The organism is Escherichia albertii (assembly GCF_028622335.1).
Classification (GTDB): Bacteria; Pseudomonadota; Gammaproteobacteria; order Enterobacterales; family Enterobacteriaceae; genus Escherichia; species Escherichia albertii.
This window is the reverse complement of the sequence record NZ_CP117568.1, coordinates 4,150,935-4,165,467: the sequence shown is the minus strand read 5'-3', so window position 1 is coordinate 4,165,467 and position 14,533 is coordinate 4,150,935. Positions and strand designations below refer to the sequence as shown.

General features: G+C 48.3%; 14 protein-coding genes. 9 read left to right on the top strand and 5 right to left on the bottom strand.

Annotated elements, in window-relative coordinates; genetic code table 11:
* Positions 1–389: 389 nt before the first annotated feature.
* From cyoA to cyoE, 5 genes are read left to right on the top strand one after another with little or no spacing between them, the layout of a single operon-like run.
* The gene (cyoA, locus tag PS053_RS20085; RefSeq protein ID WP_001239445.1) at positions 390–1,337 is read left to right on the top strand and encodes a cytochrome o ubiquinol oxidase subunit II; all 948 of its coding nucleotides are present in this window, start codon (positions 390–392) and stop codon (positions 1,335–1,337) included.
* A gap of 21 nt (positions 1,338–1,358) precedes the next feature.
* The gene (cyoB, locus tag PS053_RS20080) at positions 1,359–3,350 is read left to right on the top strand and encodes a cytochrome o ubiquinol oxidase subunit I (protein ID WP_000467153.1); all 1,992 of its coding nucleotides are present in this window, start codon (positions 1,359–1,361) and stop codon (positions 3,348–3,350) included.
* Positions 3,340–3,954 (top strand): cytochrome o ubiquinol oxidase subunit III, encoded by a 615-nt coding sequence (locus PS053_RS20075; protein WP_000179823.1) that lies wholly within the window; start codon positions 3,340–3,342, stop codon positions 3,952–3,954. Before cyoB ends, PS053_RS20075 begins: the two co-directional genes overlap by 11 nt.
* Positions 3,954–4,283 (top strand): cytochrome o ubiquinol oxidase subunit IV, encoded by a 330-nt coding sequence (locus tag PS053_RS20070; RefSeq protein WP_000019794.1) that lies wholly within the window; start codon positions 3,954–3,956, stop codon positions 4,281–4,283. The genes PS053_RS20075 and PS053_RS20070 overlap by 1 nt, the downstream gene beginning before the upstream one ends.
* 11 nt (positions 4,284–4,294) lie before the next feature.
* Positions 4,295–5,185 (top strand): heme o synthase, encoded by an 891-nt coding sequence (gene cyoE / locus PS053_RS20065; protein ID WP_000971343.1) that lies wholly within the window; start codon positions 4,295–4,297, stop codon positions 5,183–5,185.
* A 61-nt stretch (positions 5,186–5,246) separates the two neighbouring features.
* Here the strand turns inward: cyoE and PS053_RS20060 are convergent, their stop codons facing one another.
* From PS053_RS20060 to PS053_RS20050, 3 genes are read right to left on the bottom strand one after another with little or no spacing between them, the layout of a single operon-like run.
* Entirely contained in the window at positions 5,247–6,425 is a 1,179-nt protein-coding gene (locus PS053_RS20060) for a M20 metallopeptidase family protein (protein ID WP_000970857.1), read from the bottom strand.
* Between the two features lie 14 nt (positions 6,426–6,439).
* Complete coding sequence (locus PS053_RS20055) at positions 6,440–6,898, bottom strand: hypothetical protein (protein WP_059218740.1); 459 nt, start codon at positions 6,896–6,898, stop codon at positions 6,440–6,442.
* Positions 6,899–6,919: 21 nt separating this feature from the next.
* Positions 6,920–7,828, bottom strand: coding sequence for a DUF3100 domain-containing protein (locus PS053_RS20050; protein ID WP_223274673.1), 909 nt, complete (start codon positions 7,826–7,828; stop codon positions 6,920–6,922).
* 188 nt (positions 7,829–8,016) lie between these two features.
* Here PS053_RS20050 and tdcA point away from each other — a divergent pair, with 188 nt between their 5' ends.
* Both tdcA and PS053_RS20040 read left to right on the top strand, forming a co-directional pair.
* Positions 8,017–8,940 (top strand): transcriptional regulator TdcA, encoded by a 924-nt coding sequence (gene tdcA / locus PS053_RS20045; protein ID WP_001157012.1) that lies wholly within the window; start codon positions 8,017–8,019, stop codon positions 8,938–8,940.
* Positions 8,941–9,381: 441 nt separating this feature from the next.
* Positions 9,382–10,746 (top strand): MFS transporter, encoded by a 1,365-nt coding sequence (locus tag PS053_RS20040; RefSeq protein ID WP_256879052.1) that lies wholly within the window; start codon positions 9,382–9,384, stop codon positions 10,744–10,746.
* 127 nt (positions 10,747–10,873) lie between these two features.
* Here PS053_RS20040 and yajQ read toward each other — a convergent pair whose 3' ends face one another.
* Positions 10,874–11,365, bottom strand: a complete 492-nt coding sequence (yajQ, locus tag PS053_RS20035; RefSeq protein ID WP_001138904.1) for a nucleotide binding protein YajQ — start codon at positions 11,363–11,365, stop codon at positions 10,874–10,876.
* Positions 11,366–11,532: 167 nt separating this feature from the next.
* Between yajQ and panE the strand changes: the two genes are divergently transcribed.
* Both panE and yajL read left to right on the top strand, forming a co-directional pair.
* A complete protein-coding gene (gene panE / locus PS053_RS20030; protein WP_256879053.1) occupies positions 11,533–12,444 on the top strand; it encodes a 2-dehydropantoate 2-reductase in 912 nt (303 codons plus the stop codon).
* Positions 12,407–12,997, top strand: coding sequence for a protein deglycase YajL (gene yajL / locus PS053_RS20025; RefSeq protein ID WP_273774355.1), 591 nt, complete (start codon positions 12,407–12,409; stop codon positions 12,995–12,997). Before panE ends, yajL begins: the two co-directional genes overlap by 38 nt.
* A gap of 52 nt (positions 12,998–13,049) precedes the next feature.
* Here the strand turns inward: yajL and thiI are convergent, their stop codons facing one another.
* Complete coding sequence (gene thiI, locus PS053_RS20020) at positions 13,050–14,498, bottom strand: tRNA uracil 4-sulfurtransferase ThiI (protein WP_000668712.1); 1,449 nt, start codon at positions 14,496–14,498, stop codon at positions 13,050–13,052.
* Positions 14,499–14,533: the final 35 nt, after the last annotated feature.

The window sequence follows — 14,533 nt, the reverse complement described above, 5'->3', positions numbered from 1 at the left end:
CTTAATAATATTTGTTCTTTTGTGCGGCTTAGCTTTCTGAAATTATTGATCGTATTTATAGGTTTTATTTTTCTTACACGATTCAGCTAATGGTATTCTTTTTCTCCCCATGTAATTGTCATTTTAATGATAATTAATTGTTAAACAGTTGTTTTATTTAACATTGGTTATACCAATTACCCTTTCTGGTCCCTCCTGTAGTCTCCTTTCGTTATAACGCCCTTTTGCAACAGTTTCTTAAAATCAACACGACATATTTTGCAACACATGTGAGCAAACAACCAAATCAAAGTAACAATAATTTAATCATGTTTACAGCAATGTAACCTTCCCGTAAAATGCCCACACACTTTAAACGCCACCAGATCCCGTGGAATTGAGGTCGTTAAATGAGACTCAGGAAATACAATAAAAGTTTGGGATGGTTGTCATTATTTGCAGGCACTGTATTGCTCAGTGGTTGTAATTCTGCGCTGTTAGATCCCAAAGGACAGATTGGTATGGAACAACGTTCACTGATACTGACGGCATTTGGCCTGATGTTGATTGTCGTTATTCCTGCCATCTTGATGGCTGTTGGTTTCGCCTGGAAGTACCGTGCGAGCAATAAAGATGCGAAGTACAGCCCGAACTGGTCACACTCCAATAAAGTGGAAGCTGTGGTCTGGACGGTGCCTATCTTAATCATCATCTTCCTTGCGGTACTGACCTGGAAAACCACTCACGCTCTTGAGCCAAGCAAACCGCTGGCGCACGACGAGAAGCCAATTACCATCGAAGTGGTTTCCATGGACTGGAAATGGTTCTTCATCTACCCGGAACAAGGCATTGCTACCGTAAATGAAATCGCCTTCCCGGCGAACACTCCGGTGTACTTCAAAGTGACCTCCAACTCCGTGATGAACTCCTTCTTTATTCCACGTCTGGGTAGTCAGATTTATGCCATGGCCGGTATGCAAACTCGCCTGCATCTGATCGCCAACGAGCCTGGTACTTATGACGGTATCTCTGCCAGCTATAGCGGCCAGGGGTTCTCAGGTATGAAGTTCAAGGCTATCGCTACACCGGATCGTGCCGCATTCGAACAATGGGTCGCGAAAGCGAAACAGTCACCAAACACGATGTCTGATATGGCTGCGTTCGAAAAACTGGCTGCACCTAGCGAATACAACCAGGTGGAATATTTCTCCAACGTGAAACCCGATTTGTTTGCCGATGTAATTAACAAGTTTATGGCTCACGGTAAGAGCATGGACATGACCCAGCCAGAAGGTGAGCACAGCGCACACGAAGGTATGGAAGGCATGGACATGAGCCACGCGGAATCCGCCCATTAAAGGGGTTGAGGAAGAATAAAGATGTTCGGAAAATTATCACTTGATGCAGTTCCGTTCCATGAACCTATCATCATGGTTACGATCGCTGGCATTATTTTGGGAGGTCTAGCGCTCGTTGGCCTGATTACTTACTTCGGTAAGTGGACTTACCTGTGGAAAGAGTGGCTGACTTCTGTCGACCATAAGCGCCTTGGGATCATGTATATCATCGTGGCGATTGTCATGTTGCTGCGTGGTTTTGCTGACGCCATTATGATGCGTAGCCAACAGGCGCTGGCCTCAGCGGGCGAAGCTGGCTTCCTGCCGCCGCACCACTATGATCAGGTTTTCACCGCCCACGGCGTGATTATGATCTTCTTCGTGGCAATGCCTTTCGTTATCGGTCTGATGAACCTGGTGGTTCCGCTGCAGATCGGCGCGCGTGACGTTGCGTTCCCGTTCCTCAACAACTTAAGCTTCTGGTTTACCGTTGTTGGCGTGATTCTGGTTAACGTTTCTCTCGGCGTGGGTGAGTTTGCGCAGACCGGTTGGCTGGCCTATCCACCGTTATCGGGAATAGAGTACAGTCCGGGAGTCGGTGTCGATTACTGGATATGGAGTCTCCAGCTATCCGGTATAGGTACGACGCTAACCGGTATCAACTTCTTCGTTACCATTCTGAAGATGCGCGCACCGGGCATGACCATGTTCAAGATGCCGGTATTTACCTGGGCATCACTGTGCGCGAACGTACTGATTATTGCCTCCTTCCCAATTCTGACGGTTACCGTCGCGTTGTTGACCCTGGATCGCTATCTGGGCACCCATTTCTTTACCAACGATATGGGTGGCAACATGATGATGTACATCAACCTGATTTGGGCCTGGGGCCACCCGGAAGTTTACATCCTGATCCTGCCTGTTTTCGGTGTGTTCTCCGAAATTGCGGCAACCTTCTCGCGTAAACGTCTGTTTGGTTATACCTCACTGGTATGGGCAACCGTCTGTATCACCGTGCTGTCGTTCATCGTTTGGTTGCACCACTTCTTTACGATGGGGGCGGGCGCGAACGTAAACGCCTTCTTTGGTATCACCACGATGATTATCGCCATCCCGACCGGGGTGAAGATCTTCAACTGGCTGTTCACCATGTATCAGGGCCGCATCGTATTCCATTCTGCGATGCTGTGGACCATCGGTTTTATCGTCACCTTCTCGGTGGGCGGTATGACTGGCGTGCTGCTGGCAGTACCTGGCGCGGACTTCGTTCTGCATAACAGCCTGTTCCTGATTGCACACTTCCATAACGTTATCATCGGCGGCGTAGTCTTCGGTTGCTTCGCAGGGATGACCTACTGGTGGCCTAAAGCGTTCGGTTTCAAACTGAATGAAACCTGGGGTAAACGCGCGTTCTGGTTCTGGATCATCGGCTTCTTCGTTGCCTTTATGCCGCTGTATGCGTTGGGCTTCATGGGCATGACCCGTCGTTTGAGCCAGCAGATTGACCCGCAGTTCCACACCATGCTGATGATTGCAGCCAGCGGTGCGGTGCTGATTGCGCTGGGTATTCTCTGCCTTGTTATTCAGATGTACGTTTCTATTCGCGACCGCGACCAGAACCGTGACCTGACTGGCGACCCGTGGGGTGGCCGTACGCTGGAGTGGGCAACCTCTTCCCCGCCTCCGTTCTATAACTTTGCCGTTGTGCCGCACGTTCACGAGCGTGATGCATTCTGGGAAATGAAAGAGAAAGGCGAAGCGTACAAAAAGCCTGACCACTATGAAGAAATTCATATGCCGAAAAACAGCGGCGCCGGAATCGTCATTGCGGCTTTCTCCACCATCTTCGGTTTCGCCATGATCTGGCATATCTGGTGGCTGGCGATTGTTGGCTTCGCAGGCATGATCATCACCTGGATCGTGAAAAGCTTCGACGAGGACGTGGATTACTACGTGCCGGTGGCAGAAATCGAAAAACTGGAAAACCAGCATTTCGATGAAATTACTAAGGCAGGGCTGAAAAATGGCAACTGATACTTTGACGCACGCGACTGCCCACGCGCACGAACACGGGCACCACGATGCAGGCGGAACCAAAATCTTCGGATTCTGGATCTACCTGATGAGCGACTGCATTCTGTTCTCTATCTTGTTTGCTACCTATGCCGTTCTGGTGAACGGCACCGCAGGCGGCCCGACAGGTAAGGACATTTTCGAACTGCCGTTCGTTCTGGTTGAAACTTTCTTGCTGTTGTTCAGCTCCATCACCTACGGCATGGCGGCTATCGCCATGTACAAAAACAACAAAAGCCAGGTTATCTCCTGGCTTATGTTGACCTGGTTGTTTGGCGCCGGATTTATCGGGATGGAACTCTATGAATTCCATCACCTGATTGTTAACGGCATGGGCCCGGATCGCAGCGGCTTCCTGTCAGCGTTCTTCGCGCTGGTCGGCACGCACGGTCTGCACGTCACTTCCGGTCTTATCTGGATGGCGGTGCTGATGGTGCAAATCGCCCGTCGCGGCCTGACCGGCACCAACCGTACCCGCATCATGTGCCTGAGTTTGTTCTGGCACTTCCTGGATGTAGTTTGGATCTGCGTGTTTACTGTTGTTTATCTGATGGGGGCGATGTAATGAGTCATTCTAACGCGAGCGGCGGCGCATCCCATGGCAGCGTAAAAACCTACATGACAGGCTTTATCCTGTCGATAATCCTGACGGTAATTCCGTTCTGGATGGTGATGACAGGGGCTGCCTCTCCGGCCGTAATTCTGGGAACAATCCTGGCAATGGCAGTGGTACAGGTTCTGGTGCATCTGGTGTGCTTCCTGCACATGAATACCAAATCAGATGAAGGCTGGAACATGACGGCGTTTGTCTTCACCGTGCTAATCATCGCTATCCTGGTTGTCGGCTCCATCTGGATTATGTGGAACCTCAACTACAACATGATGATGCACTAAGAGCGGCGGTTATGATGTTTAAGCAATACCTGCAAGTAACGAAACCAGGCATCATCTTTGGCAACCTGATCTCGGTGATTGGGGGATTCCTGTTGGCCTCAAAGGGCAGCATTGATTATCCCCTGTTTATCTACACGCTGGTTGGGGTGTCACTGGTTGTGGCGTCGGGTTGTGTGTTTAACAACTACATCGACAGGGATATCGACAGAAAGATGGAAAGGACGAAGAACCGGGTGCTGGTTAAAGGCCTGATCTCTCCTGCTGTCTCGCTGGTGTACGCCACCTTGCTGGGTATTGCTGGCTTTATGCTGCTGTGGTTTGGCGCAAACCCGCTGGCCTGCTGGCTGGGGGTAATGGGCTTTGTGGTTTATGTCGGCGTCTATAGCCTGTACATGAAACGCCACTCGGTCTACGGAACGCTGATCGGTTCTCTCTCCGGCGCAGCGCCGCCGGTGATTGGCTACTGTGCAGTGACCGGTGAGTTCGATAGCGGCGCGGCAATCCTGCTGGCGATTTTCAGCCTGTGGCAAATGCCTCATTCTTACGCCATCGCTATTTTCCGTTTTAAGGATTATCAGGCGGCAAACATTCCGGTACTGCCGGTGGTAAGAGGCATTTCGGTAGCGAAGAACCACATTACGCTGTATATCATCGCCTTTGCCGTTGCTACATTGATGCTCTCGCTGGGCGGTTACGCTGGGTATAAATATCTGGTGGTCGCCGCGGCGGTCAGCGTCTGGTGGTTAGGCATGGCCCTGCGTGGTTATAAGGTCGCTGATGACAGAATCTGGGCGCGCAAACTGTTCGGTTTCTCAATCATCGCCATCACCGCCCTCTCGGTAATGATGTCCGTTGATTTTATGGTGCCGGACTCGCATACGCTGCTGGCGTATATGTGGTAAGCAGCGTAAGTATTAAAGTAAAAAACGCCCTGGACAGTTCATCCATCCGGGGCGTTTTTTATTACGCCTGCGATAATTGTAATTCACTACGATCCGCAGTAAGACCAACCAGAGAGCCATAAATCAGGGCCCCCAGTAAAATGGACTTCTCATTGGCGATAAAAGGATTTGAATGTAACGGGTTACAGATCCCTTTTGCATGATCACCACTGCCTAAAAAGAAAAATGCGCCTGGTCTTTCTTCCAGGAAATAAGAAAAGTCTTCAGAACCTACCATCGGCGGTAAATCCGTCAGCACGCCTTCTTCACCCAATAGCTGATGACCGACATCAATTAAATCCTGCGTCGCCTGGCGATGGTTATTGATAGCCGGATACCCCCTGATATCAAGTTCTACATTAAATCCACGGCGGCATGTCTCTCCAAGTTCATTTTTGAATTTTTCCATCAGAGTGTTATGTACATCTTTATCAAAAGAACGGATCGAACCTTGAAACTCAGCATTACGCGCCAAAATATTTGGCGCCTCTCCCGCCTTCAACATACAGGTTGAAATAAGAGCGGCTTTGTTAGGATCAACATTATCCGTAATGATACTTCTGAATGAATTAAGTAAACGTACCGCCTCAGAAAGGGCATCACGTCCGAGATGGGGCGCGGAAGCATGGGCACTTTTCCCTTCGATAGTCACCTTAAATTGATCACCATTAGAAGACATAATTCCCGGATGAACAGAGATTTTTCCATAATCGATCTGCGGATCGTTGTGCAAACCATATACCCGCTCCACGCCCTTCAGGCATCCTGCCTCCACCATTCCCTTCGCTCCACCGCGAAACATCTCTTCGGAAGGCTGAAAGAGAAAACGGATATTAAATTTCAGACGATCTTTGTTGTCACTCATCATACGTGCGGCAGTCAATGACACCGCCATATGAATATCATGACCGCAAAGGTGCGCCACTCCGGGATTAACAGATGTCACGACTTCACCGTTTTTTTCTTCCGCAGGTAAAGCATCCATATCGGCCCGAAAAGCAATAGTCTGAAAATGATTATTTATCTGCAAATCAGCGTAGAAACCAGTTTCAAAACAATCAGTAATTTTATAACCCCATTGTTCCAGTTGCTGAATACAATAACGCCGGGTTTCATATTCTTCACGCCCTAATTCAGGGTATTGATGTAAATGACGACGTACTTGTACACCATAATCACGATACTTTTGATATTCCATCATAACCTCTCTTATCCTCAAATAATGCCCTGCATTTGCAAAATGGACTGTGCAACAATCGCCGCACCGAAAAATGCCGTCGTGAATACCAACAGGGAAATAATCACGATCCGCCAGCTAAGACTTTTTAATTTATCCAGGCTATTGCCGACAGAGAGTCCGGCAAATGCCAGCAATGGCGTAGTCGTCGCCAGAAAATCAATTTTGTTGGTATAACGCATAAAAACATCACTGACTGGTGACCATGGCATACTGAGTAAAAGCCCAAGTAACGTCGCCCAGGCGAATGCAGGCAAAGGTAAGCGCGGCATCCAGGCTTTAATTTGTAATGATATAAAAATAATGCCCAACATCATCAGTGTTCCTGGTATTGCCGCGACGGGCGACATTCCTTTTCCAACCCACTGAGCGACAAGCACCAGAACCAGTGCAGGTATAATAATCTTGAGGTTCAACAGACAATCTTTCATCGTCATGATTTATTCTCCGTAAATAACTCAGCGCTTTCTCGACGTCAGTATGCGATACATGAAATTGCTCAGAGGTAGCGCCAAAAATATCAGCGCATACATTCCTGTGAATGCAGCAAGCATGTTGCTGGTTGCAGCAAAAGCGAGGATTTTCTCAGACATATCTGGTACTGCTGCCGCGAGCGAAGCCGAAGCAGCGGCCATCATACTGCCAGAACCAAGACCACAGGCGATGGCAAGAGACAACGGGTGAAGACCAATTTGCAAGCCAAAGGGGCTAATAATGCCGAAATAGACTGTGCCAATAATAGAGCCAACGAGATATGTACCGAGCACGCCAGTACCTTCAGGACTGTCAATACCGTACTTTTCACCGATAACCCCCAGCGAAGGCTCGCGCGAAATGCTGGAACAGGCCCCTATCGCTTCACGCTTCATACCCAGTAATAGCGCCAGCGGCATCGCGATTAGCACCGACCCCAAATTACCAATCTCCTGCAAAATCAATGCAGGACCAGCATCTATGACCGCTTTTATATTTGGTCCGACTAATGTTCCGTATTTCACTCCCAGAGGTAATAACGCCAACATGACGACATTGCCAGTGATGGCAATTTCTTTCTTACTAATAAGTTTTGTTACTACAGGTATGTATTTCCCTAATAAGTCAGGAGTTATGAACACGCCCAGAACGACGGCATACAGCATAGGGAGAAGATTAACTGATACATTACCCAAACGAATAGATATCACCCCAATACATTCAGATATTATAACAATAATAAGTGTCGCTATGATTAACTTAAGTAGCGATATGTTATAGTCATGACTTTCATCCATACCCATTTCTCCATCCTCGTGATTAATATCAGACAGAGAAATCGTCACATTGCCTGCAAACAAAAAAAAGAACATAAAAAATAATGGTGATAACAAATTTTTATCACCATAGGTTTAATATTGATTAGCATCAATAAATCGCATCATATCAAAAACACAAAACACATATATTTCACAGCATTACGTATCAAACTTTAAGTAGATCACAAAAATAAATCCACAGGATAAATAACATTCGAGATATTCTAAAAACAAGATGACTTTATTATTAATAAGAGTATTTCATGCAGGAGTTACCTAAAACACAACATTTTCTGGTTTTTCAGGAAGTCGTCAGATGTGGCAGTATTCGCGCAGCAAGCCGTTCATTAGGTGTTACGCAACCAGCCATCACCAAAACGATTCATGATATTGAGAATTATTTTGATACCGAATTGCTCATCCGTGATAACAATGGAGTCGAGTTGACGGAAGCAGGTAAACTGCTGCTATCTCATTCACGAATCATATTAAAAGACATTTCACATAGCGTGGCAGAAATGCGTCGTCTATTGGAACATGTTTCTCCAGAAATAGCATTCGGTTACTCATCTTTAATCGGTTTTACGATATTGCCAGAAATAACAAAATCTTTCCTGAATTGTTACCCTGGTGCAAAAATTTCAATTCAGGAAGGACAATTATCAACGATATTGCCAGCACTTCGCGAAGGGCATATCGATTTTGCCATTGGCACCGTCACACCAGATATGCCAATACAAAACATGATAATACATCCTTTATTCGATGCAGAATTTTCCTTCGTTGCAGACAAGATGCATCCACTGGCACAGTGTGAAACATTACAATCGCTAACGCATGCCCGATGGGTGCTCCCCCAAACTGATATGGGATATTATCAGGCGTTATTTGAATTATTTGAACATAACATTGTCAATACCGATCGTGTTGTGCGCACAGATTCTGTCATTACGATCTACAATCTGGTAGAACATGCCGACTTTATCAGTGTGCTCGCGAAAGCAATGTCGACGCCTTTTAATAATGAAAACTTCATTGAATTGCCGATAAGAGAACATCTTCCGCTTGCACGTTACGCCCTGGTTTATCCCAAAAACAGACGAATGAGTTGCGAAACAGAAGCCATGATTAAGTTAATAAAGGAGCATCCGTATCATTTGTATAGAGGATTCAATCCAGTGATCTAGCGGACAAGAGGGCGCATGAAGCCAGGTAGCATCTTAGTCTCTACCCTTCAATATTAACGGTAATATTATTCTTTTGATTAACACTCCAACATTCATATCAAGAATAAACCTACTATCATAACAACTCTCTGATAAATACTCACTTAATCTGAAACATCATCAATAACACATCTATTTATTGAATAAAAACAACACTCTCCTCTGATAAAAAATAACATACCTGATAATAATTTGAGGATTAACATTATTAGCTCAGGGATAAGATCATTTGTCTTTATTATTTATTATATTTGACAGATGAAACATTAATGTGAGGAATACAAGAAAAATCATACCCAACACACCAATCCCCCTCCTGTGTAATATTTACTCATTAACACTCTGTTTACCCGACTTGTGCTCCGCACTACACTAGGCAGGCAATTTTTTTAAGGGGTTTTAATGAACGATTACAAAATGACGCCAGCGGAGCGGCGCGCGACCTGGGGTTTAGGAACCGTATTTTCATTGCGCATGCTGGGCATGTTTATGGTTCTGCCGGTTCTGACCACATACGGTATGGCCCTGCAAGGTGCCAGCGAAGCATTAATCGGTATTGCCATTGGCATTTATGGCCTGACTCAGGCCGTTTTTCAGATTCCGTTTGGCCTGCTTTCCGACCGCATTGGTCGCAAGCCATTAATTATCGGCGGCCTGGCGGTGTTTGCCGCCGGTAGCGTTATCGCCGCACTTTCCAACTCCATCTGGGGAATTATTCTGGGCCGTGCGTTACAAGGTTCCGGTGCGATTGCCGCCGCCGTTATGGCACTACTCTCCGATCTTACTCGCGAACAAAACCGCACCAAAGCGATGGCGTTTATCGGCGTGAGTTTTGGTATTACCTTCGCCATTGCGATGGTGCTTGGCCCAATCATCACCCACAAACTTGGGCTGCACGCGCTGTTCTGGATGATCGCTATTCTGGCAACCACAGGCATTGCATTGACCATTTGGGTTGTGCCCAACAGCAGCACACATGTACTTAATCGAGAGTCCGGGATAGTGAAAGGCAGTTTCAGCAAAGTGCTGGCGGAACCGCGGCTGCTGAAACTCAACTTCGGCATTATGTGTCTGCACATGCTGCTGATGTCTACCTTTGTTGCCCTGCCCGGACAGCTGGCTGATGCGGGGTTCCCGGCGGCTGAACACTGGAAGGTCTATCTGGCGACGATGTTAATCGCCTTTGGTTCGGTCGTGCCTTTCATTATCTACGCTGAAGTTAAGCGCAAAATGAAGCAAGTCTTTGTCTTCTGCGTCGGGCTGATCGTCGTTGCGGAAATTGTGTTGTGGAACGCACAAACGCAGTTCTGGCAACTGGTGGTCGGCGTGCAGCTTTTCTTTGTGGCGTTTAATTTGATGGAAGCCCTTCTGCCTTCACTTATCAGTAAAGAGTCGCCAGCAGGTTACAAAGGTACGGCGATGGGGGTTTACTCCACCAGCCAGTTTCTCGGCGTGGCGATTGGCGGTTCGCTGGGCGGCTGGATTGACGGCATGTTTGACGGTCAGGGGGTATTTCTCGCTGGCGCAATACTGGCGGCTGTATGGCTGGCGGTCTCCAGTACCATGAAAGAACCGCCATATGTCAGCAGTTTACGCATTGAAATTCCGCCAGACATTGCCGCAAACAATGCGTTAAAAGTGCATTTACTGGAAACCGCTGGCGTCAAAGAAGTGTTGATTGCAGAAGAAGAACATTCGGCTTACGTGAAAATCGACAGCAAAGTGACGAATCGCTTTGAGGTTGAACAGGCAATTCGCCAGGCATAAAAAACGAGGCGAATTGCCTGCTGCGCTACGTTTATCAGGCCTACAAAGTTTCTGAGTGACAAACCTTTGTAGGCCGAATCAGGCGTTCATGCCGCATCTGACATGAACAAAGCGCATGTTGTCACGATTAATCGCGGAAGTTTTTGAACTGGAACGGCTGGCCAAGATCGCCACCGCGCACCATCGCCATCACTGCCTGCAAATCATCACGAGATTTACCGGTCACGCGGATCTCATCGCCCTGAATTTGCGCCTGCACTTTCAGTTTGCTGTCTTTGATCATCTTGACGATTTTCTTCTGGGTCGCGCTCTCAATACCCTGCTTTAGCTTCGCTTCCACAAACCAGGTTTTACCGCTATGAACGATATTTTCTGGTACATCCAGCGAACTGCCCTCAATGCCGCGCTTCAGCAGCTTGGCACGCAGAATATCCAGCAACTGATTGACCTGGAAGTCGGACTCACTCAACACTTTGATGGTTTTGCTGGCGTCGTTCAGTTCAAACGACGCTTCAACGTTACGGAAGTCAAAACGGGACTCCACTTCACGGCTCGCGTTATCTACCGCGTTACGCGCTTCCTGAAGATCAACTTCGGAAACAATATCGAAAGATGGCATCTTTTCCTCTCCCTTCATTTTTGATGCGAAGCATAATACCTGCAAAATTAAACAACAGACAGTCCTGCACCAGGATGTATCCCTTAATTGTGCATAGTCGCAACAGCATGCACAATTAAGGGATAGCCTTATTGAACACCCGGAGTGGTTGCGGGTGAGGAGGAACAATGAAAATTACCGTATTGGGATGCGGTGCCTTAGGGCAACTTTGGCTTACAGCACTTTGCAAACAGGGACATGAAGTTCAGGGCTGGCTGCGTGTACCGCAACCTTATTGTAGCGTGAATCTGATGGAGACAGACGGTTCGATTTTCAACGAGTCGCTGACCGCTAACGATCCCGACTTTCTGGCAACCAGCGATCTATTACTGGTGACGCTGAAAGCCTGGCAAGTGTCCGATGCCGTTAAAAGCCTGGCATCGACTCTACCTGCAACCACGCCAATTCTGCTGATTCACAACGGCATGGGCACCATCGAAGAGTTGCAGAATATTGAACAACCTCTGTTGATGGGGACAACCACTCATGCGGCTCGCCGCGACGGCAATATCATTATTCATGTCGCTAACGGCATTACCCATATCGGCCCGGCGCGTCAACAGGATGGCGATTACAGTTATCTGGCCGATGTTTTACAAACCGTATTGCCAGACGTCGCCTGGCATAACAATATTCGCGCCGAGCTATGGCGCAAGCTGGCGGTGAGTTGCGTAATTAATCCACTGACCGCCATCCAGGACTGCCCGAACGGTGAATTACGCTATCATCAGCAAGAAGTCATGCAAATCTGCGAGGAAGTTGCGGCAGTCATTGAACGTGAAGGGCATCATACTTCGCCGGAAGATTTACGCGATTACGTGATGCAGGTGATTGATGCTACCGCGGAAAATATCTCATCAATGCTGCAGGATATTCGCGCGCTGCGCCACACCGAAATCGACTATATCAATGGTTTCCTCTTACGCCGCGCCCGCGCACATGGGATTGCTGTACCGGAAAACACCCGCCTGTTTGAAATGGTAAAAAGAAAGGAGAGTGAATATGAGCGCATCGGCACTGGTTTGCCTCGCCCCTGGTAGCGAAGAGACAGAAGCGGTTACCACTATCGACCTGCTGGTTCGCGGCGGCATCAACGTCACCACTGCCAGCGTCGCCAGCGATGGCAACCTGACAATTACCTGCTCGCGCGGCGTTAAGCTGCTGGCAGATGCACCGCTGGTCGAGGTTGCTGATGGCGAATATGACGTGATCGTACTGCCTGGTGGCATTAAAGGCGCGGAGTGTTTTCGCGACAGCACCTTGCTGGTCGAAACCGTCAAACAGTTCCACCGTTCCGGGCGTATCGTCGCCGCGATTTGCGCGACACCAGCTACGGTGTTAGTGCCGCATGATATTTTCCCGATTGGCAATATGACCGGCTTCCCGACGCTGAAAGACAAAATCCCCACCGAACAATGGCAGGATAAACGCGTCGTCTGGGATGCGCGGGTAAAATTGCTGACCAGCCAGGGACCAGGCACAGCTATCGACTTTGGTCTGAAAATTACAGACTTGCTGGTTGGGCGCGAGAAAGCCCATGAAGTGGCATCACAACTGGTGATGGCGGCAGGGATTTATAATTATTACGAGTAATGTTGGATGCGGTAAACGTCGCATCTACACGATGCGACGTCACAACGACAAATTACGGGCGATATACCTTCACATTTTTAAAACCCTGTTCGCGTAGATAGAGTGCCTGCAGGCGGCTCATCACCCCGCGCTCACACCACAGCAGCCAGGTTTTGCTCTGGTCAAGATCGCCAAATTTGGTGCTCAATTTGTAGAACGGCAAGGAAACCACGTCGACGCCTTCCACTTTCAGCGGCTTATCTTCCTGTTCGTCAATAGAACGGATATCGAGGATTACGTCATTCGGACCGAAGCCGTTGACGGTTTCCACTTCCACCACTTCCTGCTCGGTCTGCTGGGCGATTTCGCGGATATCAACGTTATTCGCTTCCTCAACGACTTTGTCGAGAATGCTGAAGTCAAACTTCTCTTCTTCCGCTTCAATCTTCGACTTAACCGCTTTCACCGTCGGGCTTTTGGAGATCACGCCACAATATTCCGGCATCGTGCGAGCAAAATCTTCAGTACCAATCTGGCGAGCCAGGTTGATGATGTGCTCTTTGTCGTAAGAGATCAGCGGACGCAGGATCAGCGTATCGGAGACGTTATCAATCAGGCGCAGGTTGGTCAGCGTCTGGCTGGAGACCTGACCCAGAGCTTCGCCGGTGACCAGCGCCTGTACGCCGTAACGTTCAGCCACTTTAGACGCAGCACGCACCATCATACGTTTCAGAATGACGCCCATCTGACCGTCGTCGATTTTCTCAAGAATTTCCCCGACTACTGGTTCGAAATTAATGGCGACAAAACGTACACGGTGGGAACTGCCGAAGCGATTCCACAGATAATGCGCCACCTGACGAACGCCGATTTCATGCGCCGCGCCGCCAAGGTTAAAGAAGCAGTAGTGCACGCGGCAACCGCGACGCATCAACATATAACTGGAAACGCCGGAGTCGAAACCACCGGAAATGAGCGACAACACATCTTCCTGGGTGCCAATCGGGAAACCGCCAATACCTTCGTAGCGGCCTTTGATCAGCAGCAGGCGATCGTCTTCCACTTCCAGATGGACAGTCACATCTGGGTTAGTCAGCTTCACGCGTGCGGATTCAATATGTTGATTTAAACCGCCACCGACGTAACGTTCCACATCAATAGAGCTAAAATCATGCTTACCGCGGCGTTTCACACGTACGCAGAAAGTTTTGCCTTCCAGTTGATCACGGTACTGAACCAACGCTTTCTCGAAAATATCGTGCATATCGGTAAACGGCACGTCTTCAACTTCGAGAATATGGTGGATACCTGGAATGCGGGTCAGCGCGTCGCGGATAACCAGACGCTGGCTTTCATCTTTGGCGCGAACTTCGATGTTATCCCAGTGGCGGACGACAGCGAGCGTCTCATCATAATGCTTTAAAACGTTACGAATGTTCCCGGTAAGGATTTTTATAAAGCGCAAGCGCACAGATTGGCTCTTGATGGTGATTTCCGGGAACAATTTAATGATAAACTTCATGGCGGCAATGGTTCGTTGGCAAGTCTTAACGGACT

Bases quoted from the DNA above. Each gene is read 5' to 3' on its own strand.
- cyoA (WP_001239445.1), top strand. From the start codon at position 390: ATGAGACTCAGGAAATACAATAAAAGTTTGGGATGGTTGTCATTATTT.
- PS053_RS20075 (WP_000179823.1), top strand. From the start codon at position 3,340: ATGGCAACTGATACTTTGACGCACGCGACTGCCCACGCGCACGAACAC.
- PS053_RS20055 (WP_059218740.1), bottom strand. From the start codon at position 6,898: ATGACGATGAAAGATTGTCTGTTGAACCTCAAGATTATTATACCTGCA.
- PS053_RS20060 (WP_000970857.1), bottom strand. From the start codon at position 6,425: ATGATGGAATATCAAAAGTATCGTGATTATGGTGTACAAGTACGTCGT.
- tdcA (WP_001157012.1), top strand. From the start codon at position 8,017: ATGCAGGAGTTACCTAAAACACAACATTTTCTGGTTTTTCAGGAAGTC.
- cyoE (WP_000971343.1), top strand. From the start codon at position 4,295: ATGATGTTTAAGCAATACCTGCAAGTAACGAAACCAGGCATCATCTTT.
- thiI (WP_000668712.1), bottom strand. From the start codon at position 14,498: ATGAAGTTTATCATTAAATTGTTCCCGGAAATCACCATCAAGAGCCAA.
- yajQ (WP_001138904.1), bottom strand. From the start codon at position 11,365: ATGCCATCTTTCGATATTGTTTCCGAAGTTGATCTTCAGGAAGCGCGT.
- panE (WP_256879053.1), top strand. From the start codon at position 11,533: ATGAAAATTACCGTATTGGGATGCGGTGCCTTAGGGCAACTTTGGCTT.
- PS053_RS20040 (WP_256879052.1), top strand. From the start codon at position 9,382: ATGAACGATTACAAAATGACGCCAGCGGAGCGGCGCGCGACCTGGGGT.
- cyoB (WP_000467153.1), top strand. From the start codon at position 1,359: ATGTTCGGAAAATTATCACTTGATGCAGTTCCGTTCCATGAACCTATC.
- PS053_RS20070 (WP_000019794.1), top strand. From the start codon at position 3,954: ATGAGTCATTCTAACGCGAGCGGCGGCGCATCCCATGGCAGCGTAAAA.
- yajL (WP_273774355.1), top strand. From the start codon at position 12,407: ATGAGCGCATCGGCACTGGTTTGCCTCGCCCCTGGTAGCGAAGAGACA.